General features: G+C 69.4%; 20 protein-coding genes. 13 read left to right on the top strand and 7 right to left on the bottom strand.

All coding sequences use genetic code 11. From position 1 onward, the window contains the following. Nucleotides 1–11 precede the first annotated feature (11 nt). A complete protein-coding gene (locus tag EGT29_RS20930) occupies nucleotides 12–1,364 on the top strand; it encodes an amidase (protein WP_124690787.1) in 1,353 nt (450 codons plus the stop codon). An 11-nt stretch (nucleotides 1,365–1,375) separates the two neighbouring features. Here EGT29_RS20930 and EGT29_RS20935 read toward each other — a convergent pair whose 3' ends face one another. From EGT29_RS20935 to EGT29_RS20945, 3 genes are read right to left on the bottom strand one after another with little or no spacing between them, the layout of a single operon-like run. Continuing rightward, on the bottom strand, nucleotides 1,376–2,536 hold the full coding sequence (locus EGT29_RS20935) for a mandelate racemase/muconate lactonizing enzyme family protein (protein ID WP_124690788.1): 1,161 nt from the start codon (nucleotides 2,534–2,536) through the stop codon (nucleotides 1,376–1,378). Continuing rightward, the gene (locus tag EGT29_RS20940; protein ID WP_124690789.1) at nucleotides 2,533–3,159 is read right to left on the bottom strand and encodes a DUF4286 family protein; all 627 of its coding nucleotides are present in this window, start codon (nucleotides 3,157–3,159) and stop codon (nucleotides 2,533–2,535) included. The genes EGT29_RS20935 and EGT29_RS20940 overlap by 4 nt, the downstream gene beginning before the upstream one ends. A 34-nt stretch (nucleotides 3,160–3,193) precedes the next feature. Continuing rightward, entirely contained in the window at nucleotides 3,194–4,162 is a 969-nt protein-coding gene (locus tag EGT29_RS20945; protein WP_161567896.1) for a tripartite tricarboxylate transporter substrate binding protein, read from the bottom strand. A 138-nt stretch (nucleotides 4,163–4,300) separates the two neighbouring features. Between EGT29_RS20945 and EGT29_RS20950 the strand changes: the two genes are divergently transcribed. Beyond that, nucleotides 4,301–5,227 carry a LysR family transcriptional regulator gene (locus tag EGT29_RS20950; protein WP_124690791.1) on the top strand — a complete coding sequence of 309 codons (927 nt, stop codon included), beginning with the start codon at nucleotides 4,301–4,303 and terminating at the stop codon, nucleotides 5,225–5,227. Nucleotides 5,228–5,236: 9 nt separating this feature from the next. Here EGT29_RS20950 and EGT29_RS20955 read toward each other — a convergent pair whose 3' ends face one another. Continuing rightward, complete coding sequence (locus EGT29_RS20955; RefSeq protein WP_124690792.1) at nucleotides 5,237–5,986, bottom strand: enoyl-CoA hydratase/isomerase family protein; 750 nt, start codon at nucleotides 5,984–5,986, stop codon at nucleotides 5,237–5,239. A 133-nt stretch (nucleotides 5,987–6,119) separates the two neighbouring features. On the opposite strand from EGT29_RS20955, the gene EGT29_RS20960 reads away from it, so the two are divergent. Together EGT29_RS20960 and EGT29_RS20965 are read left to right on the top strand one after the other, a co-directional pair. Continuing rightward, nucleotides 6,120–7,148 (top strand): alcohol dehydrogenase catalytic domain-containing protein, encoded by a 1,029-nt coding sequence (locus tag EGT29_RS20960; protein ID WP_124690793.1) that lies wholly within the window; start codon nucleotides 6,120–6,122, stop codon nucleotides 7,146–7,148. Further along, on the top strand, nucleotides 7,145–8,638 hold the full coding sequence (locus EGT29_RS20965; RefSeq protein ID WP_124690794.1) for a class I adenylate-forming enzyme family protein: 1,494 nt from the start codon (nucleotides 7,145–7,147) through the stop codon (nucleotides 8,636–8,638). The genes EGT29_RS20960 and EGT29_RS20965 overlap by 4 nt, the downstream gene beginning before the upstream one ends. Nucleotides 8,639–8,652: 14 nt before the next feature. Here the strand turns inward: EGT29_RS20965 and EGT29_RS20970 are convergent, their stop codons facing one another. Beyond that, nucleotides 8,653–9,624, bottom strand: coding sequence for a tripartite tricarboxylate transporter substrate binding protein (locus EGT29_RS20970; protein ID WP_124690795.1), 972 nt, complete (start codon nucleotides 9,622–9,624; stop codon nucleotides 8,653–8,655). Nucleotides 9,625–9,706: 82 nt separating this feature from the next. Here EGT29_RS20970 and EGT29_RS20975 point away from each other — a divergent pair, with 82 nt between their 5' ends. The 5 genes from EGT29_RS20975 (at nucleotide 9,707) to EGT29_RS28520 (ending at nucleotide 15,415) form a co-directional block, all read left to right on the top strand. After that, the gene (locus EGT29_RS20975) at nucleotides 9,707–10,510 is read left to right on the top strand and encodes an IclR family transcriptional regulator (RefSeq protein ID WP_161567897.1); all 804 of its coding nucleotides are present in this window, start codon (nucleotides 9,707–9,709) and stop codon (nucleotides 10,508–10,510) included. Nucleotides 10,511–10,562: 52 nt separating this feature from the next. Continuing rightward, nucleotides 10,563–11,315, top strand: a complete 753-nt coding sequence (locus EGT29_RS20980; RefSeq protein ID WP_124690797.1) for a TSUP family transporter — start codon at nucleotides 10,563–10,565, stop codon at nucleotides 11,313–11,315. Nucleotides 11,316–11,468: 153 nt separating this feature from the next. Further along, nucleotides 11,469–12,221 (top strand): hypothetical protein, encoded by a 753-nt coding sequence (locus tag EGT29_RS20985; protein WP_124690798.1) that lies wholly within the window; start codon nucleotides 11,469–11,471, stop codon nucleotides 12,219–12,221. A 78-nt stretch (nucleotides 12,222–12,299) separates the two neighbouring features. After that, nucleotides 12,300–15,245: a bifunctional diguanylate cyclase/phosphodiesterase gene (locus tag EGT29_RS20990; protein WP_124690799.1), complete on the top strand. Its 2,946-nt coding sequence runs from the start codon at nucleotides 12,300–12,302 to the stop codon at nucleotides 15,243–15,245. A gap of 17 nt (nucleotides 15,246–15,262) precedes the next feature. Next, nucleotides 15,263–15,415, top strand: coding sequence for a hypothetical protein (locus EGT29_RS28520; protein ID WP_161567898.1), 153 nt, complete (start codon nucleotides 15,263–15,265; stop codon nucleotides 15,413–15,415). A 9-nt stretch (nucleotides 15,416–15,424) separates the two neighbouring features. Here EGT29_RS28520 and EGT29_RS20995 read toward each other — a convergent pair whose 3' ends face one another. Continuing rightward, nucleotides 15,425–16,318: a LysR family transcriptional regulator gene (locus tag EGT29_RS20995; protein ID WP_124690800.1), complete on the bottom strand. Its 894-nt coding sequence runs from the start codon at nucleotides 16,316–16,318 to the stop codon at nucleotides 15,425–15,427. A gap of 73 nt (nucleotides 16,319–16,391) precedes the next feature. Continuing rightward, nucleotides 16,392–18,320 (bottom strand): propionate catabolism operon regulatory protein PrpR, encoded by a 1,929-nt coding sequence (gene prpR, locus EGT29_RS21000; protein WP_124690801.1) that lies wholly within the window; start codon nucleotides 18,318–18,320, stop codon nucleotides 16,392–16,394. Between the two features lie 144 nt (nucleotides 18,321–18,464). Between prpR and EGT29_RS21005 the strand changes: the two genes are divergently transcribed. The 4 genes from EGT29_RS21005 to EGT29_RS21020 all read left to right on the top strand — a co-directional run bounded on the left by EGT29_RS21005 (nucleotide 18,465) and on the right by EGT29_RS21020 (nucleotide 22,751). Then, entirely contained in the window at nucleotides 18,465–19,610 is a 1,146-nt protein-coding gene (locus EGT29_RS21005; protein ID WP_124690802.1) for a 2-methylaconitate cis-trans isomerase PrpF family protein, read from the top strand. A 198-nt stretch (nucleotides 19,611–19,808) separates the two neighbouring features. Next, nucleotides 19,809–20,819, top strand: a complete 1,011-nt coding sequence (locus tag EGT29_RS21010) for a tripartite tricarboxylate transporter substrate binding protein (RefSeq protein WP_124690803.1) — start codon at nucleotides 19,809–19,811, stop codon at nucleotides 20,817–20,819. A gap of 2 nt (nucleotides 20,820–20,821) precedes the next feature. Then, nucleotides 20,822–21,913 carry a 4-oxalomesaconate tautomerase gene (locus EGT29_RS21015; RefSeq protein ID WP_124690804.1) on the top strand — a complete coding sequence of 364 codons (1,092 nt, stop codon included), beginning with the start codon at nucleotides 20,822–20,824 and terminating at the stop codon, nucleotides 21,911–21,913. A 175-nt stretch (nucleotides 21,914–22,088) separates the two neighbouring features. Continuing rightward, nucleotides 22,089–22,751, top strand: a complete 663-nt coding sequence (locus EGT29_RS21020) for a response regulator transcription factor (RefSeq protein ID WP_124690805.1) — start codon at nucleotides 22,089–22,091, stop codon at nucleotides 22,749–22,751. Nucleotides 22,752–22,758: the final 7 nt, after the last annotated feature.

The raw sequence follows: 22,758 nt of genomic DNA on the forward strand, positions 1-22,758 counted from the left end.
GAGACCCCGCGATGCCGTCCTTGATGTCCCTCGAACACCTGAGCGCCGAGCTGGGCGCCGGCCGCACGACCAGCCGCGAGCTGGTGGAAGCCTGTCTGGCGCGCATCGCCGATCCGTCCGGCGAGGGCGCGCGCGCCTATACCCGGGTGGATACCGACGGCGCGCGGCGCGCCGCCGATGCGGCCGATGCGGCGCGCGCGCGGGGGGAACGCACCCGGCGCCTGGCGGGCATTCCCATCTCGATCAAGGATCTGTTCGACATCGAAGGCCAGGTCACGACGGCCGGCTCGCGCGTGCTGGCCGATGGCCCGCCCGCCGCGCGCGACGCCGTGGCGGTCGCCCGCCTGCGCGAGGCGGGCTTCGTCGTCATGGGCCGCACGAACATGACCGAGTTCGCCTATTCGGGGCTGGGGCTCAATCCCCACTACGGCACGCCGCTCAATCCCTACGACCGCAAGACCGGCCGGATCCCCGGCGGTTCGTCCTCGGGCGCGGCGGTCTCGGTCACCGACGGCATGGCCGCCGTGGGCCTGGGCACCGATACCGGCGGATCATGCCGCATCCCCGCCGCGCTGACCGGCCTGGCCGGCTTCAAGCCCACCGCGGCGCGCGTGCCCGCGGCGGGCGCCTTTCCGCTGTCGACCACGCTGGACAGCATAGGCGGCCTCGGCCACACGGTGAACTGCTGCGCCCTCGTCGACGCCATCCTGTCCGGCGACCCGGTGTACCTGCACGAGCAGGCGCCCCTGGCCGGCCTGCGCATGGGTGTGCCGCAAACCCTCGTGCTGGACGGCATGGACGGCGACGTGGCCGCGGCCTTCCAGGCCGCGCTGCAACGGCTGTCGCAAGCCGGCGCGGCCATCGTGGACGCGCCCTTCGCGGAATTCTCGGAACTGGCGGCCATCAATGCCAAGGGCGGCTACACGGCCGCCGAGTCCTATCCGCTGCACCGGGACATGATGGCCCGGCACGGCGACCGGTACGATCCGCGCGTCAAGGTACGCATCGAGAAAGGCGCGCAGCTGACCGCCCGGGACGTTGCCGAACTGCATGCCCGCCGCGCCGACTGGATAGGGCGCACGAGCCGGCACTTCGAGACGCTGGACGTGATCGTCTGCCCCACGGTGCCCGTGATCGCGCCGACGCTGCGCGAGCTGGCCAACGACGAGGCCTATGGCCGGGCCAACCTGCTGATGCTGCGCAACCCGACCTTCATCAACTTCCTGGACGGGTGCGCCATTTCGCTGCCCTGCCACGAACCGGGCACGGCGCCGGTCGGGCTCATGCTGGCCGCGCCGGGCGGCCAGGACCGCCGCCTGCTGGCGGTGGCGCGCGCCGTCGAGGCCCTGCTCGCGGCGCGCTGAACCGGCGGCCGCTACTTGCGCCGCGCGAACTCCAGGTACTCGGGGTCGAAGCTCATGCCCCAGCCCGGCGCCGTCGGCAGCGTATAGAAGCCGTCGACGAACGGCCGCGCCGGCTGGTTCGCGATCAGCTTGTAGAAGAACGGATCGCGCCAGGGCAGCATGACCTCGGCATAGCGGCCGTTGGCCACGCCCGCCGACATCATCAGGCCGATCTGCGGCTCCAGGTGCTGCATGACCGAGACGTTGAAGGCCGAGGCCAGCATCGCCACGCGCCGCCACTCGGTCGGCCCGCCGCCCCAGCTGGCGTCGAAGTTGCAGACGTCGATGGCGCCGGCCACCAGCAGGTCGCGGCAGCCGAAGCGCGACAGCTCGCTCTGCCCCGCCGCCACCGGCACGCCGCCCACCGTCCGCACCACCGCCATGTCGGCACGGTCGTTGTCCCAGCGGCAGGGTTCCTCGAACCAGGCCAGGTTCAGGTCGCGGGTCCGGCGCACGAACTCCAGCGCCTCTTCGCGGCTCCAGCCCTGGTTGGCGTCGCAAGCCAGCACGAAGTCATCGCCGCCGGCCCGGCGCACGGTCTGGGCCCGCAAGGCATCTTCGGCGGGGGTCTTGCCGCCCAGCTTGAGCTTCAGGCCGTGGATGCCGAAGGCCTTCAGTTCGGCCACTTCGTCCGCCAGGGCTTCCAGGTCGCCGCTCTGGCGGTAGTACCCGCCCAGCGCCACCACCGGCACCCGCTCGCGCGCGCCGCCCCACAGCAGGTGCAGCGGCAGGCCGGCCAGCTTGCCCACGGCATCGTGCAGCGCGCTGTCCACGCAGGCCTGGGCCCGCAGCGCCACCCGGCGGTCACGCAGGAAAGGCTCGGTCGCGCGCCGCGTGGCGGCCCAGGCGTCGTCGATGGCGGCGACGCGGCGCCCCTTGAGCAGCGGCTCCAGTTCGTCGTGGATCAGGCGGATGATGTCCGCCTGCAGTTCGTCGTCGTTGCCGTTGAAGCACTCGCCCACCACGCCGGCGTCGGTATGGACGCGCGTGACGATGGTGCAGCGATGGGTCAGCTTCAGGGTCGAGCCCGTGGCCGGACGTTCCAGCTCAACTTTCAGCGGGATGGTCTCGATGCGGGTGATGCGGGCGTCCACCAGGGCGGGCGCGCCGTCTCGTCGGATTGCGGAAGTCATATCGCTCCTTGGCCGGGTTCGAGTGCGTAGATCCGTTCGCACATGACCCGGCGCGTATTCTGGAAATGCGGGCGCACGCGGCTGCTCCAGTCGGTCGCGCGCACGGCCAGCCAGGCGGGATCCTGCTGGATGGCGGGCGTGGTCAGGTCATAGCAGGCCAGCGAGCGCTGGCTGCCATCGCTATTGTCCGCCACCAGCCGGCGCGCGCGCACGTTGCCCGCCACGGCGGCCAGCCCGGGCAGGTGTTCCTGTCCGTACCAGTTCGACAGGTCCTCGGCCACCTCCGGACGCACGTCGGTCTCGACCACGTAGTGGTGCGTGGCCGGCTGCCCCTGCGAGACGCCGGGCAGATCCTGCACCGGCGACAGGACCAGGACGTCCGGCGCCTGGCCGGGCAGCAGCCGGCCGGCCCGTTCGGCGATGGCACCGGCCAGCTCCGGGCCGCCGGGCCGCGCGGACCAGAAGTACAGGTACAGATGGGAACCGTCCAGCGCGCGGTTGGCGTCCACGCGCTCGAAGTACCCGGGGTGGGCGGCCGCCACCTCGGCCGCCAGCCGTTCGATGGCCGCCAGGTCGGCGGGCACCGGGGAATACCGCAACAACACCGCGGCGGGTCTACTCATAGATGCATCTTCCAGAAATGGCCAGCCGGACGCGTCAGTCGGCCTGGATGCCGAGCCGCTTGATCAGCTCCGCCCACTTGGTCGTTTCGCCGGCCATGAATTTGCCGAAGGGTTCGGGCGACAGATAGGCCACCGACGCGCTCTCGGCCGCGAGGCGCTGGCGCATCTCCGGCTTGGCCAGGATGTCGCCGATGGTCTTGCTCAGTTTGTCGACGACGGCCGGCGGCGTGCCGGCCGGTGCCAGGATGCCCCACCAGTTGTCGCCGTCATAGCCCGCCAGGCCCGCTTCCTGGACCGTGGGCACCTCGGGCAGCACGGGCTGGCGCTGGTTGCCGCTGACGGCCAGCGGCCGCAGGCGGTTGGCCTTGACGTGCGGCAGCGCCTGCAACACGGTGCCGACGGACACCTGGGCATGGCCCGCGGCAACGTCGGTCAGGGCCGCGCCGGCGCCCTTGTAGGGCACGTGCGTCATCGAGATGCCGGCCCGGATCTCGAACAGTTCGCTGACCAGATGCTGCGAACTGCCCACGCCGGACGACACGTAGTTGAGCTTGCCCGGATTGGCCTTGGCGTAGGCGATCAGGTCCGACAGCGTCTTCACCGGCAGGCCCGGATAGACCGAAATCAGCAGCGGCGCGGTCGCCAGCCGGGCGATGGGCGCGAAGTCCTTGTTCGGATCGTAGGACAGCTTCTTGTACAGCGTCGAATTCGCCGTGTGCGGGGTCGAGATCAGCAACAGCGTATAGCCGTCGGGACGGGACTTGGCCACCACCTCGGTACCGATGGTACCGCCCGCGCCTCCCCGGTTGTCGACGATGAACGGCTGCCCCAGGCTCTTGGACAGTTCCTCGCCGATCAGGCGGCCGACGATGTCGTTGCTGCCGCCGGGCGCGAACGGAATCACGATGCGCACGGGACGGTCGGGATAGTCCTCGGCGCGCGCGGCACCCAGCGTGGAAGCCAGCGCCAGGGCAACGGCCGGGACCAGGAATTTGCGGGACATGTGCATGGGGTCTCCTCGTGCATGCCACCTTGGCGGCATCCCGCTGGCGGCGTTTCGTCAAGAGGCGGCATTGTGAGCACGCCGGCCATTTTCATCAATAAAATAGCTTCTACATCTGATATCCGAAAATTAAATACCATGGACCTGCAGCAGTTGGAATCCTTCGTCCGCGTGGCCGAACTCGGCAGCCTGACCCGCGCCGCGCTGGTGGCGGGCGTCTCCCAGCCCACGCTCAGCCGCCACATCCGCCTGCTCGAACTCGAACTGAAATCCCACCTGCTGGTCCGCACCGGCCGCGGCGTGGAGCTGACCGAATCCGGCAAATGCCTGCTGTCCTACGGCAACGCCATCCTGAAGCTGACGCGGCAGGCCCGCGCCGACATCCAGGCGCTGCGCGAACAGCCCACCGGCAGGCTGACCGTGGGCCTGCCCCCGCGCATCGCGCACGTGCTGACGCCGGAACTGGTCAAGCAGTTCCGCAAGCGCTACCCCGAGGCATCGATTTCCGTGTCCGAGGGCCTGAGCGTCGCGCTGCGCGAGGACCTGATACTGGGCAAGATCGAGATCGCGCTGCTGTTCGACCCTCCGCCCAGCCCCCGGCTCGAGTACCGCAGCCTGTATCGCGAGGACATGGTGCTGTGCGGCCGTCCCAAGCCCGCCTTCCCGCTGCCCGCGCGGCTGGCGGCGCGGGAGCTGGAGCGCTACCCGGTCCTCGTGCCCAGCATTCCGAACGCCGTGCGCAACGTGATCGAGGCGGGCTGCCGGCCCCACGGCATCAAGCTGAACGTCGTGGCCGAGGTCGACGCCGTGCACACCCTGCTCAAGCTCGCGCTGAGCGGGCAGGGCTATGCCATCGTGCCGCGCAGCGCGGCACCCATCGCCAGCATCGTCGAAGGCGGCCCGTTCCGGATCTCCACCATCGGCTCGCCGCGCATGCGCAACAACCTTGTGTTGGCCACCGCCCGCGAGCGGCCGCTGTCGCAGCTCGCGCAGGGAACGGTGGAACTGCTGGCGGCACAGGACATCGGCCGCCTGCTGGACGCGGGGCGGCGCATGGACGGATAGGCGCGCCGCCTAGCGAATGCGGCCCGCTCCGGGCTTGTGGGCCACCACGTCGCCGAACTCTTTCGACTCGAGTATGGCCAGCCGCGCATCGTCGATGGCGGCGGCATGATCGCGCGCACGGCGGCGGCGCTCCAGCAGGATCAGGCGCTTGGTCTGCGCCACCGCCGCCGCGGAATTCGAGGCGATGCGCCGCGCCAGCGCCATCGCGGCCGCAAGGCTGTCGGGCACGACCTCGTCCACCAGACCGATGCGCAGCGCTTCCCGCGGTTCGATCAGCCGGGCCGTCAGCATCAGGTCCAGCGCGCGCGGTTCGCCCACCAGCCCCGGCAGGGTGACGGCGCTGACACCCGAGAGCATGCCGTGCTGCACCTCGGGAAATCCCAGCTTGCCCGTCTCGGCGGCGATGCGGAAATCGGCATGGATGGCCAGCGTCAGCCCCATGCCTATGGTGAAGCCGTGCAGCACCGCCACCACCGGCTTGTGCAGTTCGACGCCTATGCCGGGAATGGCCTCCATCAGCGTGCGCGTGTCCACCATGGTGCCGGTGGCCTGCATTTCCTTGATGTCCGAACCGGCGCAGAAGGCCTTCTCGCCCGCGCCGCGCAGCACCAGCACCGACACGGCCGGATCTCGCGCCGCGTCGCGCCAGATGCGGCCCAGTTCCCGCTTGGCGGGCACGTCCAGCGCGTTCATGCGCTCCGGACGGTTGATGACGATCTCGTGGATGCCGCCTTCGAGCGGACGATAGTCGATACCCATGCAGGCCTCTTCCCATGAATGGCGCCGGCGATACGTTGACAGGCGGGTGCCGGCTATGCAAACTATACCGCAAATGTGTGAATAGTAAACATTATGTGCATAATATGCACAATCAACCAAGGACGATCCCTCCATGAAAGCCGTCATCCTTTCCGCCTTCGGCCCCCCCGACGCCCTGGAAATCCGCGAGGTTCCCACACCCTCCCCGGCAGCGGGCGAGGTCCTGGTGCAGGTCAGGGCGGCCGGCATCTGCCACCATGACGTCCTGCACCGCGCGGGCAAGCTGCCCGGCGCGCGCGCCGGCGTCGTCCTGGGCCACGAGACCGCAGGCGAGGTCGTGGCGGTGGGCGACGGCGTGATCACGCACCGCGTGGGCGACCCGGTGGTCATCTACCAGCGCCAGTTCTGCGGCCTGTGCCGCAACTGCCTGCGCGGCCGGCAGGACATGTGCCGCGCGCTGGGCCTGCCGGCCGTCGACACCGTGGGCGGCTACGCCGAATATGTCTGCGTACCCGCGCCCATGGCCATCCCCGTGCCGCGGGGCCTGCCCTGGGAAGCCGCGGCGCTGTCGTGCTGCCCGATCGGCACCAGCCTGCGCGCGCTGCGTACCCTGGCCGGCACCAGCCCCGGCGACACGGTCCTCATCACCGGCGCCAGCGGCGGCCTGGGCATGCACCAGATCCAGATCGTGCGCGCCCTGGGCGCCCGCTCCATCGCGGTCACCTCCAGCCCGGCCAAGGCCGCGCACCTGAAATCGCTCGGGGCCGACGAAGTCATCGTGGCGCCGGACCTGAAGTTCAGCGCCCAGGCCTGGCAGCTCACGGGCAAGCAGGGCGTGGATATCGCCATCGACAACCTGGGCCTGTCGCTGCCCGAGACCCTGCGCAGCATGGCGCAGGGCGGCACGGTGGTGGTGCTCGGCAACATCGACGGCCAGGCGGTGGACGTGCTGCCCGGCCTGCTGATCGGCCGCAGGATACGCGTCATGGGATCGGGCAGCGGCACGCTGGAGGACATCCGCCAGGCGCTGGCGATGCTGGCCTGCGGCCAGATCCGCCCCGTCATCTCCGCCACCCTGCCCTTCAACGAGATCCGCCGCGCGCACGAGCTTCTCGACACCAAGGCCGTGGAAGGCCGCGTGATCATGCAGGGCTGGCTATGAACATCGGTGCCCTGCTTCAACGTTGCGCGCAGCGCTGGCCCGGCCGGCCCGCGATCGTGGACGCGCGCGACGGCAGCGTCCTGGATTTTCCCTCGTTCGCCGCGCGCGTGTTCGGACTGGGCCATGCGCTGCGCGCGGACGGGCTCGGCGACGGCGACCGCGTTGCCATCCTGGGGGACAACACCCCCGCCTACCTGCTGTGGGACTACGGCGCGATGTCGGCCGGACTGGTCCGGGTGCCGCTCGACCCGGCGCTCAGCGCCGACGAACAGGCCGCGCAGTTGATCGATGCCCAGGCCGGCCTGCTGGCCCATGGCGCCGAATACGGCGAACGCGCGCGCGAGCTGGCCGCCCGCGTGCCCGGCCTGCGCCTGCGTCCACTGGAAGCCGACGCGGGCAGCCGCGAGGCGCCCGCGGCCACGCCCGCGGCCGACGCCATGGCCTCGCTCAACTACACCGGCGGCAGCACCGGCGCGCCCAAGGCCGTCGTCATCACCCACGGCAGCATCACCTCCGCGCTGCAGAACATCGTCATGGCGCGCGGCCAGCATCCCGGCGACGTCATGCTCAACATGCGGCCGCTATGGCCGATCGCCGCCATCATCGTGCTGGCCCAGCTGGCCGCGGGCGGCGCGGTCGTGCTGGCGGGCCGCTTCGAACCGGCGCGCTTCCTGGAGCTGCTGGCGCGCCACCGCGCCACCTCGACTTCCCTGGTGCCCACCCATCTGGTGCGGCTGCTGAAGGAGACCCGGCCCGCCGACCACGACCTGGGCGCGTTGCGCTGCATGGACGTGGGCGCGGCCGCCATTCCGCCCGACACCTTCCTGGCCGCCATCGAGGCCTTCGGCCCGCGCTTCGGCATCCTGTATGGGCTGACCGAGGCATCGTGGAGCTGCTATCAGCCGCCCGATGCCCTGGCCGACCCCACGACCCGGGCGCGGGCCGTGCGCAGCGTGGGCCGGCCGCTGTTCGGCTGCGAGATCCGCATCGGGCGCGATGGGGAAACCGCGCCGGCGGACACGGAAGGCGAAGTGCTGATACGCGGCGCCCACGTCGCGGCCGGCTACTGGCGGCAGCCGGAACTGACCGCCCGGGTCTTCCGCGACGGCTGGTTCCGCACCGGGGACCTCGGCATCCTGGACGCCTCGGGCGTGCTGCGCATTACCGGCCGCCTGAAGGAAGTGATACGCAGCGGCGGCAAGTCCATACTTCCGGACGAGGTGGAACGCGCGCTGTGCAGCCACCCTTCCGTGGCCGAAGCGGCCGCGGCCGGACTGCCCGACCCCGAGTGGGGCGAGATCGTCGGCGCCGCCGTCGTGCTGCACGCGGGCGCGGCGGCCACGGCCGAGGAACTGATGGAACACTGCCGCCGGTCGCTGTCGGGATTCAAGAAACCGCGCGTGATCCGCTTCGCCCCGGCCATCCCCAAGTCCCACTACGGCAAGGTGCAGCGGGCCAAGGTGCGGGCCCTGCTGGTGGACGAAGCCTGAGCCCGCAGGCCCCGTCACTGCTCGGCGATATTGGCCAGCTTCACGATCTCGCGCGACTTGGCCGTTTCCTGGTCGATGAAGGCCCGGAAACGGGCGCCCGACACCCCCGACGGTTCGAGCCCCTGGCGCTCGAACCAGGCGCGCGTGTCGGGCTCGGCCACGAAGCGCTTGACGGCGGCCTCCAGCTTGTCCACCACGGGGGCCGGCAGTCCCGCCGGTCCCCACAGGCCATACCAGGTCGAGAAATTGACTTCGGGGTAGCCTGCCTCGGCGAACGTCGGCACGTCGGGAGCCAGCGTGCTGCGCTTGTTCCCGGTGATGGCCAGCGCCTTGAGCTTGCCGGCCTTGACCGGGGGTAGCGAAGTCAGCAGCGGATCGATCATGCCGCTGACCTGGCCGCCCATCAGGTCGACCAGCGCCGGCCCCGTGCCCTTGTAGAGCACCGTGGGCACGGCCAGCCCGGCCCGATGCTTGAAGGACTCCACGTCCAGGTGGCCCGCCGCGCCGAAACCGCCCACCGCGAAATTGAACCGGTCGGGAGCGGCCTGGGCCTGGGCCACGAAGTCCTGGACCGACCCGGCCGGCGCGGACGCGGGCGTGACGAACAACAGCGGTCCCGAGGCGACCAGCGCGAGATGCGTCAGGTCGCGGGCCGGATCGAAGGGCGGCTTGTCCTTCATGATGAGCGGGTTGACCACCAGGGTCGAGGCCGTGAACAGCAGCGTATAGCCGTCCGCCGGCGACCTGACCACCGCCTCGGCGCCGATGTTGCCGGAAGCGCCGGCACGGTTCTCGACCACGACCTTCTGCGAAAACTGCTCGGACAGCCGGAGCGCGAGCGTGCGCGCGATCGCGTCCACCGCGCCGCCGGCCGCGAACGGCACGATCAGCCTGACCGGCCGGGAGGGATAGCCATCCGCCGCGACGGCGGGAACCGCGGCCAGCACAAGGAACGACGCAAACCAGGAAACACGCGGGAACGACATGGCGGTAACCTCTCATGATCTGGGGTTATGTGCATATTACGCACTTAAAGCTTGCAATACGCACTCAGAGATTAGCGATACCATGTCGCGACGTCAACGATTCCCGACCGTGCCCATGCCCCGCCAGCCTTCCCTCTCCGCAGCGCCGCCCGGCAATCGGGTCCAGGTCATCGACCGGGCCATGCTCCTGCTCGACGTCCTGATGCGGATGCCGCGCGGCGCCTCGGCGCTCGAACTGGCCCAGGTCACGGAACTGGACCGCACCACGGTCCATCGCGTGCTGCGCACCCTGGCGTTCTGGGGCATGGTGCAGGCGCGGGACGGCGTCTATGCGCTGGGCCCCAAGTGCCTGGTGCTGGGAACGGCCCAGCACGACCGGCTGGGCATACGGCGGGCCGCCCTGCCGCACGCGATCGAGCTGCAGGAGAAAGGCGTGGGCAAGCGCCGGGCGATCGTCTCGCTCTCGGTGCCGGCGCTGGACGAGGTGGTCATCATCGAACGCATCTGGGCCCCCTCGGTGCCGCTCAACATCATCACCGACATCGGCACCCATTTCCCGCTGGACGCCAGCGTGAGCGGGCGCGCCATCCTGGCCGCGTGGCCGCGCGAGCAAGGCATCGCGCGCATGGGCGAGGAACGCTACGCGGCCGTCTCGGAACGGCTGGAAGCGATACGCGCGGCCCGGGGCCTGTCGTTCGGACTGAGCGAGATGCGGCCCGGCGTGGGGACGCTCGCCTGCCCGGTGTTCGGCCGTGGCGACGAAGCAGTGGCCGCGCTGATCGTGGCCGGGCTGGCGCTGGAAGACGAGCTGGATCCCGAGGCGCCGCTGGCCCAGCACGCGCTGCGCAGCGCGGCCAGCATCTCGGCGGTGCTGCGCGCGAGCTGAAAGCGCTCCGCCCCCGGAAAACCCCTGCTTTTCGGGTTAGTATTTCGGGCTCATGACCGTACTGACCTTCCTGCTATTTCTCGCCTGCGTGGGCCTCTCGGCCTACTGCCAGAACCTCACCGGCTTTGCCTTCGCCCTGCTGCTGCTCGGCATGGTCGGCGCCTTCGGACTGATGCCCATTCCCGAGGCGGCCAACGTGGCCAGCGTCCTGAGCCTGGCGAACGCCTGGGCCTACTGGCGCTACAACCGCGTCACCTTCGACTGGACGCTGCTGCGTCCCATCCTGACCAGCAGCCTCGTCGGCGTGCTGGGCGGCGTCGCGCTGCTGGCCTGGCTCAGCACCAACGCGGTCACGACGCTGCGCCTGCTGCTGGGCGTGGCCATCATCGGCTGCTCCATCCTGCTGCTCGTGCAGACCGCCCCCCGCGCCCAGCCGTCGGGCAAGCCGGCGCTGTGGTTCTTCGGCGTGCTGTCGGGGCTGCTCGGCGGCCTCTTCTCCACCTCCGGGCCGCCCATGGTCTATCACCTGTACCGGCAGCCCCTGGACCGCAACCTGGTGCGCGAGTGCCTGTTCATGATGTTCGCCGCCAGCGCCGCCCTGCGCCTGGTGCTGGTGGCCGCCAGCGGACATTTCGAATGGAGTTCGCTGCTGCTGGGCGTCTGCGCCGTTCCCGTGGTCGCGGGCGTATCGTGGTGGCAGGCCCGGCATCCGCCCCCCATTTCCCGGCGCGCCGTGGAATGGCTGGTCTGCGGCCTGCTGATGCTGGCCGGCGCCAGCCTGATCTGGGCCAGCCTGGGCGGTTGAAACCGCTTATTGTGCAGCGCACAACAAAAACCGGCCCATAACCCCCTTTTTCCCGACAGTTGTAAGCAACTTCCCGCCCAGACGTGCGAATCTGGTGTTACCGCTGCGATATCCGCAACGGCCATACCGTCTCACTCTTACAAGGAAGTCCAAATGTCTTATGACAACGCTCTGCCTACCCGGTCCGGCCTGCTGCTGCCGCTTTCCGAGCAGACCCCCGAGAACCTGCCCTTCACCATCCGCATCGCCCGGGACGGTGAAGCCATGGAAAAAGCTATTTCCATGCGCCAGTCGGCCTACGGCCGCCACGTGCCGGAGATCGCCCGCAACCTGGGTGAACCGGAGCTGCACGACTCCGATCCCGGCTCGGTCGTGCTGCTGGCCGAATCCAAGTTCGACGGCGCGCCGCTGGGCACCATGCGCGTCCAGACCAACATGTGCGGCCCCTTGTGGCTGGAACAGTCGGTCACGCTGCCCGATTGGCTCTCGGGCTATGCCCTGGCCGAGGCTACCCGGTTGGGCGTGGCCAGCGAGCGCATGGGCCGCGTCGCGAAAACAGCCCTTTTCAAGGCTTATTTCCTTTTTTGCGTGCAAGCGGGCATAGACTGGATGGTCATCGCCGGACGGTCCCCGCTCGATCGCCAGTACGAGGCGCTGATGTTCCGCGAAGTGTTCCCCGGCCAAGGCTTCATGCCGATGCGCCACGCCGGCAACATCCCCCACCGCGTACTGGCTTTCGAAATCGCGACGGCCGAAAAGCGGTGGCGCGAAGGCAGCCACCCTTTGTATCAGTTTGTGTTCAAGACCCATCACCCGGACATTCGCATCGATGGGAATTTGATTAACATTGACGCGCTGCGCAGCGCTTCGCGGGAACGGGAAGATCTCCTTCAACCGCAGGCCTGATCCGGCACGATCAGCGGCCCATCCGGGGGGGCGGGCCGCCCGCGAAACGACAAGCCCCCCCTCCTGAACAAGGCGAACATGCAGCCCCCTCCGGCGGAACCCTCTACCCGCGTTGCCTGGGTTACGGCCAAGATCGACTGGTTCTTAAGCAACTTCTCGTACTACCTCGTACCGGCCGCGATCTTCGTATTCTCGCTGGTGGCGCTCACGCTGGAACACAGCATCTACGACACCAACGACAACCGCGTCCTGCCCTTCGCCGTGGTCGCCGACAAGACCGGCCAGCCCCCTTCCGAAGCGCTGGCCGCCCTCGCGTCCGCGCCCGCCGTCCGGTTCCACGATACCCGCCTGGCCGAGACCCCGTTCTGGTTCCGCTTCACCGTTCCGCCTTCGAACACGCCGCAAAGCGTGGAACTCCCCTCTCGCCATGCGCAGGAAGTCTCGTGCTGGAACGCTGCGGGCCTGGTGCCCCTGGGCGCGGCCACGCGCGGCGGCACGTCGGGCATCCTGCAGTCGGTGAAATCGGGCTTCGCGCTGGACCTGGGCGTGCACGCGCGGCCCCTCGATCTCCTGTGCCGCGCGCACTTCTCGGGCCCGGCCCGCATCACGGTCGAGGCCTGGCCCGAAGCCGAGCTGGCCCTCTCCCATCTCGCCTACCACCATGCCACGGGCGTGCTCGAGGGCGGGCTGCTGACCCTGGCCGTGCTCACGCTGATGACGGCGCTGATCAACCGCGACGCGCGCTACCTGCTGTTCGCGATCTGGCTGGTCGGCAACCTGCGCCTGGGCGGCATCACCATGGGATTCGACACCCAGTGGCTGGAACGCACCATTCCCAATGAATGGATGGCGATGACCCGCAAGCTGACCATCGCCGCTTACTACATCGTCACCTACACGCTGTTCGCCCAGTTCATGCGCACCGAGCTCAGCCGGGTGGGCTACGGCTGGCTGCTGCGCGCCGGCTCGCGCGCCGGCCTGGTACTGCTGGTCCTGGCCGTCTTCCTCAGCTTCGCCGCCTTCCTGCCCGCCATGTGGGTGGTGGCCTCGTTCGGCATCTTCGTCGTCATCTTCTTCCTGGCCCGCATCGTCATCGTCACGCGTTCGCGCATCGCGCTCTGGTACGCGGCGGCGCTGGGCATCGTGCTGTTCTCCACCTTCTCCGAAGTCATCGCCGCGGCCTTCGACTTCAAGGCCCTGGTCGGCGCCCTCAACAGCGTCACCGCCGCGCTGGCGTCCAGCCTCGTGGCCGCCTTTGCGTTCGCCGAGCAGATACGCGTGGAACGGGTCGAGCGCGAACATGCCGAGGCCGAGCTGCAGCGCGCCTACGAAGTCACGCCGGTGGGCCTGTTCACGCTGGAGCCCGACGGCCGCTTCGTGCGCGCCAACACCGCCATGCAGGAAAAGCTGGGCCTGGAAGGCCGGCCGCTGCACGAACTGCGCTGGCAGAACTACTTCGAGCCCGGCGCGCTGGCGCGGCTCAAGGAGATCGCCGACCGCGGCGGCGAGGCCGAGATCCAGGCCCAGCCCATAGGCGGCATGGAGCCGCGCTGGTACCTGGCCAAGGCCACGCTGGCCCATACCCGGATCGAAGGCTCGCTGCAGGACATCACCGAGCGGCGCAAGGCCACCGAACGGCTGCGCTTCCTGGCCAACAACGACACCCTGACCGGCGCGTTGAACCGCCGGGGCATCGAGCACATCCTCGAAACCTCGCTGAAACAGTTCGACCCGGCGCACCCGATCGCCCTGGCCTACCTGGACCTGGACCGCTTCAAGCTGATCAACGACCTGTACGGCCACCAGACCGGCGACGAAGTCCTCAAACAGGTCTGCCAGCGGGTCAAGTGGTCGCTGGGAGACCACCACCACATCGGCCGCATCGGCGGCGACGAGTTCATCCTGGTGCTGCGCGACACCGCCATGCTGCCGGCTACCGACCTCTGCCGCCGCATCATCAGCGACATCTGCGACATGCCCTTCCAGCTGCGCCGGCGTTCGTTCCAGGTCAAGGTGTCCATCGGACTGATCGAGATCACGCCCGAGATGCGGGTCCAGGACGCCGTCTCGGCGGCCGATCGGGCCTGCCGCGAAGCCAAGAAGGGCAAGCACGGCCACCTGGTCATCTACAAGGAAAACGCACCCGCCTTCCAGGAACGCGCCGAGGAACTGCGGCTGATCGAAGAGCTCGGCAGCACCTTCACGCCCACGGGCCTCTCGCTGGTCATGCAGCCCATCATGTCGCTGCGCGCGCCCGAGGCCTCGCTGGACTTCGAAGTGCTGATCCGCATGCAGGACTCGTCCGGCTCGATGGTGCCGGCCGGCAAGATCATCGCGGCGGCCGAGGCCAACGGCACCATCGGCGAACTGGACAAATGGGTGCTGACCTCGACGCTGGTGTGGCTGACCGAGAACCTGCCGCGCCTGCCCAACACCCGCTTCGTCTGCGTCAACCTGAGCGGCGCGTCGCTGAACGACGAGGCCTTCATCGAGGACACCTTCCGCATCCTGTCGCGCTTCGGGCCGGTGGTGAAATACCTGTGCATGGAGATCACCGAAAGCGTGGCCCTGCACGACATCGCCAACTCCCGCCGCTTCATCGACCGGCTCAAGTCCTGCGGCGCCAAGATCGCGCTGGACGACTTCGGCGCCGGCTACACCTCGTTCTCGTACCTGAAGGAATTCGCCGCCGACGCGCTCAAGATCGACGGCGGTTTCATCAAGCGCATGCATGAGCACCCGGCCAACTACGCCATCGTCGAGGCCATCGTAGAGCTGGCGCGCAACCTCGGCATGCGCAGCATCGCCGAATGGGTGGAGGACTATCCCACGGTGGAAGCGCTGGCGGAGCTGGGGGTAGACTATGTGCAGGGCTGGGCCATCGCCAAGCCCATGGCGCCCGACGAAATCCTGCGCGCCAGCTCTTCCGCGAGCTTCATCGTCGACGAACAGGTCCGGGCCTTCGTCGCCGGCGGCTCCCAGCCCGGGACGTCGGACGGCATGTCCGCCTGGGGCCTGCATTGACGCGGACAGGAAACCCTATGCTTCGATTCTTGCTCAAGACGACCGGGCCGCTGCTGGCGGCCTTCTGCGTGGCCTGCACGCCCGCGCCTCGATCCCCCTCCGGCTCCGCGCAAAGCGGCAACGGCATCAGCGTGTACGGCACGATCGACGCCGGCGTGGTCGTCCGCTAGGACCGCGTCCTACCCGATGTGGTGCGCGGCACGGTGCAGGTGGGTGATCAGGTGCCGCATCAGCGGCGACGGCAGCGAATCGCTGCGCAGCATGGCGCCCACCGTCAGGTCGTAGCCTTTCTCTTCCACGTCGATCACCGACATGAACTGGGACGCCAGCGGCTGCATGGCGATCTGGCGCGGCATCAGGCCCACATAGTCGCCCGCCGCCAGCAGGGACAGCAGCGCCAGGGTCGAGTTGGCCACCGCGGCCACCGCCGGCGGCTCCAGGCCGTGTTGCTCGAACAGAGGCCGGGCGTAGCCCGATTCTCCGTCGGCGCCGGTGAACACCCAGCGCGCCCCCTGCAGATCGGCCAGCGTGCGCGCCTTCAGCCACGGGCTGCCCCGGCGCGCGGTGGGTACCATGGTCGTACGGATCAGGGGTTCGATGTGGAACTCGCCCGCCGACAAATCCTCCGGTATGCCGCCCAGGGTCACATCCACTTCCTGGGACCGCAGCTTCTGCAATTGCGCGACGTAGAGTTCCTCGCTCACGCGCAGCCGGATGCCGGGGAACTCCTGGCTGAAGGTCCGCAGGGCCTCGGGCACCAGCAGCATCACGGCCACCGGCACCGCGCCCAGGTGCAGCTCGCCCACCATGGAGCCCGACATCTGCCGGATCTCGTCCACCGCCAGGTTCAGCTCGCGCCGGGCCTTGACCGTGCGCTCGTACAGGATGCGGCCCTGGCCCGTGGGCATGACGCCGCGCGAGGTCCGCTGCAACAGCGTCACGCCCAGCTCGAGTTCCAGTTCCCTGACCATCTTGGTCAGCGCCGGCTGCGACGTGCCCACCCGCCGCGCCGCGCCGCGCAGGCTGCCTTCCTCCACCGCCGCAACCAGCGCGTTCAGGGTCGTGAGTTTCACCGGGCTTCTCCAGTACCGATCCATGGCCCGCCGTTGCGGCCGGCGGGTTTGCCTGTATTTTGCACCGCCGCGCCTAGGCTTGCGCCGCCTTGATCTTGCGCCACAGCGTGGTACGGCTGATGCCCAGCCGCCGCGCGGCTTCCTGGTGATTGCCCGCGCACTCGGCCAGCACGGCGCGGGCATGCTCGGCCTCCTGGCTGGCGCGCACCGCCGACAGGCTGCGCGCCGCGGGCGCCTGGCGCCGGGCCGGCGCATCGGCCAGCATGGCCCGCACCTCGCGGCGCGACAGCGGCCGCCCCTCGGTCAGGCAGGCCATGGTCAGGCGTTCCGACACGTTCTCCAGTTCCCGGACGTTGCCCCGCCACGCACCTTCCTTCAGCACCGGCAGCGCCGCCTCCAGCATGGGCGCCACGGCCTCCCGCAACCCCGCCCGCCCCAGCGCCGCCGGCAGCAGCAGCCGCGCCAGCGCCTCGATGTCCTCGGGCCGGTCGCGCAGCGGCGGCACCATCACCTGCAGGATGTTCAGGCGGTAGTACAGGTCCTCGCGGAAGGCGCCGGCCCTGACCATCGCGAGCAGATCGCGATGGGTGGCGGCGACGATGCGCACGTCGACCGGAATGGTGTCGACGCTGCCCACGCGCGTGATCTCCTTCTCCTGCAAGGCACGCAGCAGCCGCGTCTGCAACGGCAGCGGCATCTCGCCGATCTCGTCCAGGAACAGCGTGCCTTCGTTGGCGGACTCGAACAGGCCCGGCTTGCCCTGCCGGCGCGCGCCGGTGAAGGCGCCCTCGTCGTAGCCGAACAGCTCGCTTTCCAGCAGGGTCTCGGTGAAGGCGCCACAGTTGATGGCGATGAAGGGATGCCGGCGTCGCCGGCTGGCATTGTGCAGGCCCTGGGCCAGCAGCTCCTTGCCGGTGCCGCTTTCGCCGTGGATCAGCACGGCCGCGTCGCTGTGCTCGGCGAAGACCCGGCACTGCGCGATCACCTGGCGCATGGCGGCGGACTCGGCCACCACATCGTCCAGCCGGTACCGGGCCACGCGCGAGCGCCGGTGCGTATGCGCCCGCAGCTTGCTGACGGCGCGCTCCAGTTCGCTGGATCCGTGCAGCGTGAAGATGGCGCCGGTCTGCATGCCCTCGTCCAGCAGCGGCACGCGGTCGACCACGACGGACTTGCCGCCCATCTCCTGCACGGTCCCGATCTCGCTCGCCCCGCGTGTCATGACCTGCCCCGGCTCCAGGTCGGGCAGCACCTGGCGCAGCGGTTGGCCCAGGGCGTCACGCACGCGGCGCCCGGTCAGCTTGTCCACCGACGGATTGGCGGCGACGATGCGGCCGGCCATGTCCACCGCGATGACGCCGTCGTTCAAGTGGTAGAGCACCGAGTCGAGTTGCGTGCGGCGCGATTTCTCGGCCTTCTGGGCGGCGGCGATCTCGATGGCGTCGTCGAAGGCGGCACGCACCGAATCCAGCGAATAGACCAGGATGCCCGTCAGGCCGGCCTCGTCGGCCAGGTTGGCGATCAAGCCCGGACCGACCACCACCTCGACGCCGGCCGCCGCCAGCTCCTGGATGCAATGCCGGGCATCCTCGGCGGTCTGGTAGGCGCGGATCTGCATGGGCAAAGAAAACAGCGTCGCGAAGCGGTTCAACGCCGGCGGCACGCGGCGGTGCATGACCATGGCGATGCGGTCGGAGAACTGCCGCGCCTTGCAGATCGCGGCCATCAGGTCGAAGCCGCCCACCTTGACGAAGGCCACGGGGATGCTGACGTTCTGGCGCAGATAGGCGCCATGGGCGCCCGCCGCGACGATGACGTCGCAGGCCCGCTTTTCGCTGCGCCGGGCGATCTCGGCGATCGCGTCGTCGAAGCCCTTGTCGATGATCTCGATGGCGGCCCGGTCCGCCAGTTCGGGGCTGACGGTGCGGAAGACTTCGGTCAGCCGGTGCGCGCTGATGGCCCAGATCAGGGGCCGGCGGTCATCGGATGCGGCGATGCTCATGTTCACTCCTTTTCAATATTGAAACATGAACACGAGATCCGGTGAAACACACCACGTCCGTTGCCGCGCCGTGCCGGGCTCCCGCACCATGGAGCCGGCTGGCATGGGCCTTGCAACAGGCGGCCATCCCATTCGGAGACTTCGATGCCCCAATCAGCCTATCCAGCCGTCTACATGCGCGGCGGCACCAGCCGCGCCCTGATCTTTCACGACCGCGACCTGCCCGCCGGCCGCGACGCCCGCGACCATGTCTTCCTGGCCACGCTGGGCAGCCCGGATCCCGGCAAGCGGCAACTGGACGGCCTGGGCGGAGGCATCTCGTCGCTGTCCAAGATCGCCGTGGTGGGCGCGCCTTCGCGCGACGATGCCGACGTGGACTACACCTTCGGCCAGGTCGCGATCGACGCGCCGCTGGTCCAGTACCGGGGCAACTGCGGCAACATCTCGGCGGCCATCGGCCCCTATGCCGTGGACGAAGGCCTGGTGCGGGCATCGGGCGACCGCGCCTCGGTCCGCATCCACAACACCAACACCGGCAAGATCATCGTGGCCGATTTCGCCCTTAGCGGCGGCCGCGCCGCGGTCGCCGGCGATTTCGTGCTGCCCGGCGTGGCGGGCACCGGCTCGCCCATCCGGCTGTCCTTCCTGGACCCGGGCGGCGCCACGACCGGCAAGCTGTTCCCCACCGGCGCCGCGCGCGACACCGTGACGATCCCCGGCGTGGGCACGATCGAGGTCTCGTGCATCGACGTCTCCAATCCGACGGTCTTCGCGCGCGCCGCCGACTTCGGCCTGGCCGGCACCGAATCGGCGGCGCAGATCGACGCGCGGCCGGACCTGGTCCGGCAATGCGAGGAACTGCGCGTGGCCGCCGCCGTCCTGATGGGGCTCGCCACCGAGGACGAGGCGCGCACGCGCCTGCGCAACCTGCCGCTGGTCTGCCTGCTGTCGCCGCCCGCCGACGTGGTGCTGCCCTCGGGCGCCCCGCTGCAGGCCCGGGACGTGGACATCACCGCCCGCATGTTCTCGGCCGGCCAGCCGCACCGGGCAACGCCGCTGACGGGCGCGATGTGCCTGGCGGCCTGCGTCCGCCTGCCCGGCACCCTGGGCGCCGAACTGGGCCGCGTGCCCGCGGACGGCCGCGACATCGTCATCGGCCACGCCTCGGGTTCGCTGCCGGTAGGCGCCGCCGTCAGCGGCGGACCACGACCGCATGTCGCAAGCACCACCGTCACGCGTACCGCGCGCCGGCTGATGCGGGGCGAGGTCTACGCGCCCACCGGGCGATGATGCCGTTTCGGCGAAACACGTTACATTATTGAAACACCACCTATTCCGAAGCGCTCCACCATGAACCGCGGCCGCGCTTCGAAATTTCATACGAATCAAAGGCTTGTCGCTGGATACCCCGCTGGCCGCGGCCCATGGCACGCGCCTTGCTCGGCAGTTCAACCATTCCAGACACAAGAACCGTCCCCGGAGACCTACATGACGTACCCCCTCACGCCTCGCGCCGGTTCGGCGTTCAAGGCCTTGCGCCGCACCCTGCTGTCCGCGATGCTGGGCACGCTGGCCGCGACCTCGTGGCAGGCCGCGCAGGCAGCCGACTATCCGACCAAGCCCATCAAGCTGATCGTGCCCTTCGCCCCCGGCGGCGGCAACGACGCCATCGCCCGCACTCTGGGCCGGCGCCTGGGCGACTCGCTGGGCCAGCCGGTGGTGATCGAGAACCGCGCCGGTGCCGGCGGCAAGCTGGGCGTGGAAGCCGGCGTGAAGGCCGATCCCGACGGCTACACGCTCACGCTGATCTCCAACAGCTATTCCGTCAATCCCAGCCTCTATCCCATCAAGTTCGACCCGATCAAGGACATCACGCCCATCGGCATGATCGCGCGCGGCCCGCTCCTGATCTCGGTGCCGACCACGCTGCCGGTCAACAGTCTGGCCGACCTGATCCAGCTCGCCAAGACCAAGAAGGGCGGCCTGACCTACGCCTCGTCCGGCCAGGGCGGCATCTCCCACCTGGCCACGGAACTGTTCCAGCGCACCGCCGGCATCGAGATGACCCACGTGCCCTACCGCGGCACGGCCCCGGCCCTGACGGACACCGTGGCGGGCCAGACCGACCTCTTCTTCAGCACCGCGGGCGCCGCCTTTCCCTACATGAAAAGCGGCCGGCTGAAGGTCGTGGCCGAGACGCTGCCCAAGCGCATCCAGGCCGAGCCGTCCATCCCCACGGTGGCCGAGGCCGGCGTGCCGGGCTACGAGGTGATCGTCTGGTACGGGCTGATCGCCCCCAAGGGCCTGCCCGCCGACATCCAGCAGCGGCTGAACAAGGAAATGAACACCGCGCTGGCGCTACCTGAAACCGTGGAGCAACTGAAGGCCAACGGCGAAGAACCCGCCATCGGCAAGCCCGAGCAGTTGATGGCGCAGATCCAGAAGGAGTTGACGCTCTGGAAGCGCGTCGTGACCGACGCCAAGATCCAGGTGGAATGACCATGCAGACGAAGATACCGTGCGTCATGATGCGAGGCGGGACCTCGCGCGGGCCTTTCTTTCTGGCCTCGGACCTTCCGTCCGATCCGGCGCGACGCGACGAGGTGCTGCTGGCCGCCATGGGATCGCCCCATTCCTACCAGGTGGACGGCATCGGCGGCGCCACGCCCTTCACCAGCAAGGTCGCCATCATCAGCCCCTCGCAGCGCCCCGGCATAGACGTCGACTACCTGTTCGCCCAGGTCCTGGTGAACGAACGCCTGGTCGACACGCGCCCGAACTGCGGCAACATCCTGGGCGCGGTCGGCCCCTACGCCATCGACGCCGGACTGGTGCCGGCGCAGGGCGACGAGACGACCGTGCGCATCTTCAACGTCAACACGCAGGCGGAAGTCCACGCCATCGTGCAGACGCCGGGCGGCTCGGTGACCTACTCGGGCGATGCGGCGATCGACGGTGTGCCCGGCACCGCCGCGCCCGTCAAGCTGAACTTCCGCAGCGCCATCGGCTCCATCACCGGCAAGCTGCTGCCCACCGGCCGGCCGCTGGATGTGATCGACGGCATCGAAGTCAGCTGCGTGGACGTCGCCATGCCCATGGTGCTGTTCTCGGCGGCGCAACTGGGCAAGACCGGCCATGAAAGCGCCGAGGACCTCGATGCCGACACCGCGCTGATCGCCAGGATGGAGGCCATCCGGCGCAAGGCGGGCGAATTGATGGGGCTGGGCGACGTCAGCGCGTCGGTCGTGCCCAAGATCGGGCTGCTGGCCGAACCGCAGAACGGCGGCACGATCTCGTCGCGCTACTTCGTGCCCTATTCCTGCCACCGCGCGCACGCCGTCACCGGCGCGCTGTGCGTGGCTTCCGCCTGCGCAGTGCCGGGCACCATCGCATCCCGGCTGTCGGGCCTGGACAGCACGCCGCCGCAGGGCGTGGTGCGCATCGAGCATCCGTCCGGCACGATCTCCATCGACCTCGACGTGGACCTGGTCAGCGCCACGCCCGCCATCCGGCGCGCCGCGGTGATCCGCACCGCCCGCCGGCTGTTCGAAGGCAGCGTGCTGATTCCGTCCGAGGTCTGGCAGGACGCCTGACACCGGGGTCCGGACGTACGGCCGCGCCGGCGGAATCCCCACGGGACCCGCCGGCGCGGCCGTTTTTCATTTCGTGGTGGTACAGTCCTCATATCCGCAACATCGCGTTACCGTCCCTTGCCAGGCACGGGACACGGCCGACGGAAAGTTCCCGGCCCGCCAGTTCCGTTTCACCATGACCGACCTCCCTCTTTCCGCACCGGTCCTCGTCGTCGAAGACGAGCCCTCGATGCGCCAACGGATCCTGAGTCTGCTGACCGGGCTCGGCTACCCCCCAGGCGCGCTGGTCTCATGCGCCACGCTGGCCGAGGCCCGCTTCCACTTCGACGGCAACGCCCGCTTCGCGCTCGCCCTGATCGATCTCGGCCTGCCGGACGGCAGTGGCCTGGAGTTGATCGAAACGCTGCACAGGCGCGATGCCCGGACCGCCATCCTGGTGATCTCGGCCTGCACCACCGAGGACATGATCCTCGCGGCACTGAAACTGGGCGCCACCGGCTACGTCCTGAAGGAACGCGACGACCTGGAAATCACGATGTCCCTGCGCAGCGTGCTGCGCGGCGGCGCGCCCATCGACCCGTTCGTCGCCCGGCGCCTGCTGGCGCTGCTACCCCCGCCCGCCTCGCCCGTCCCGGCACCGGCCGAGGCGCCGCTGAGCAAACGCGAGCGGGAAATCCTCGAACTGGTCGCCCAGGGCCACACCAATCGCGAGATCGCCGAGCAGCTGTTCGTCTCCCCCCACACCGCCGCATGCCACATCAAGAACATCTATCGGAAACTAGCGGTCACGTCCCGCACGCGCGCGATCCACGAAGCGCGCTCGCTTGGCTTGCTGTAATCCTGGC

Source organism: Pigmentiphaga sp. H8 (assembly GCF_003854895.1).
In the GTDB taxonomy this organism is placed as follows: domain Bacteria; phylum Pseudomonadota; class Gammaproteobacteria; order Burkholderiales; family Burkholderiaceae_B; genus Pigmentiphaga.

Bases quoted from the DNA above. Each gene is read 5' to 3' on its own strand.
- EGT29_RS20930 (WP_124690787.1), top strand. From the start codon at position 12: ATGCCGTCCTTGATGTCCCTCGAACACCTGAGCGCCGAGCTGGGCGCC.
- EGT29_RS20935 (WP_124690788.1), bottom strand. From the start codon at position 2,536: ATGACTTCCGCAATCCGACGAGACGGCGCGCCCGCCCTGGTGGACGCC.
- EGT29_RS20940 (WP_124690789.1), bottom strand. From the start codon at position 3,159: ATGAGTAGACCCGCCGCGGTGTTGTTGCGGTATTCCCCGGTGCCCGCC.
- EGT29_RS20945 (WP_161567896.1), bottom strand. From the start codon at position 4,162: ATGTCCCGCAAATTCCTGGTCCCGGCCGTTGCCCTGGCGCTGGCTTCC.
- EGT29_RS20950 (WP_124690791.1), top strand. From the start codon at position 4,301: ATGGACCTGCAGCAGTTGGAATCCTTCGTCCGCGTGGCCGAACTCGGC.
- EGT29_RS20955 (WP_124690792.1), bottom strand. From the start codon at position 5,986: ATGGGTATCGACTATCGTCCGCTCGAAGGCGGCATCCACGAGATCGTC.
- EGT29_RS20960 (WP_124690793.1), top strand. From the start codon at position 6,120: ATGAAAGCCGTCATCCTTTCCGCCTTCGGCCCCCCCGACGCCCTGGAA.
- EGT29_RS20965 (WP_124690794.1), top strand. From the start codon at position 7,145: ATGAACATCGGTGCCCTGCTTCAACGTTGCGCGCAGCGCTGGCCCGGC.
- EGT29_RS20970 (WP_124690795.1), bottom strand. From the start codon at position 9,624: ATGTCGTTCCCGCGTGTTTCCTGGTTTGCGTCGTTCCTTGTGCTGGCC.
- EGT29_RS20975 (WP_161567897.1), top strand. From the start codon at position 9,707: ATGTCGCGACGTCAACGATTCCCGACCGTGCCCATGCCCCGCCAGCCT.
- EGT29_RS20980 (WP_124690797.1), top strand. From the start codon at position 10,563: ATGACCGTACTGACCTTCCTGCTATTTCTCGCCTGCGTGGGCCTCTCG.
- EGT29_RS20985 (WP_124690798.1), top strand. From the start codon at position 11,469: ATGTCTTATGACAACGCTCTGCCTACCCGGTCCGGCCTGCTGCTGCCG.
- EGT29_RS20990 (WP_124690799.1), top strand. From the start codon at position 12,300: ATGCAGCCCCCTCCGGCGGAACCCTCTACCCGCGTTGCCTGGGTTACG.
- EGT29_RS28520 (WP_161567898.1), top strand. From the start codon at position 15,263: ATGCTTCGATTCTTGCTCAAGACGACCGGGCCGCTGCTGGCGGCCTTC.
- prpR (WP_124690801.1), bottom strand. From the start codon at position 18,320: ATGAGCATCGCCGCATCCGATGACCGCCGGCCCCTGATCTGGGCCATC.
- EGT29_RS21005 (WP_124690802.1), top strand. From the start codon at position 18,465: ATGCCCCAATCAGCCTATCCAGCCGTCTACATGCGCGGCGGCACCAGC.
- EGT29_RS21010 (WP_124690803.1), top strand. From the start codon at position 19,809: ATGACGTACCCCCTCACGCCTCGCGCCGGTTCGGCGTTCAAGGCCTTG.
- EGT29_RS21015 (WP_124690804.1), top strand. From the start codon at position 20,822: ATGCAGACGAAGATACCGTGCGTCATGATGCGAGGCGGGACCTCGCGC.
- EGT29_RS21020 (WP_124690805.1), top strand. From the start codon at position 22,089: ATGACCGACCTCCCTCTTTCCGCACCGGTCCTCGTCGTCGAAGACGAG.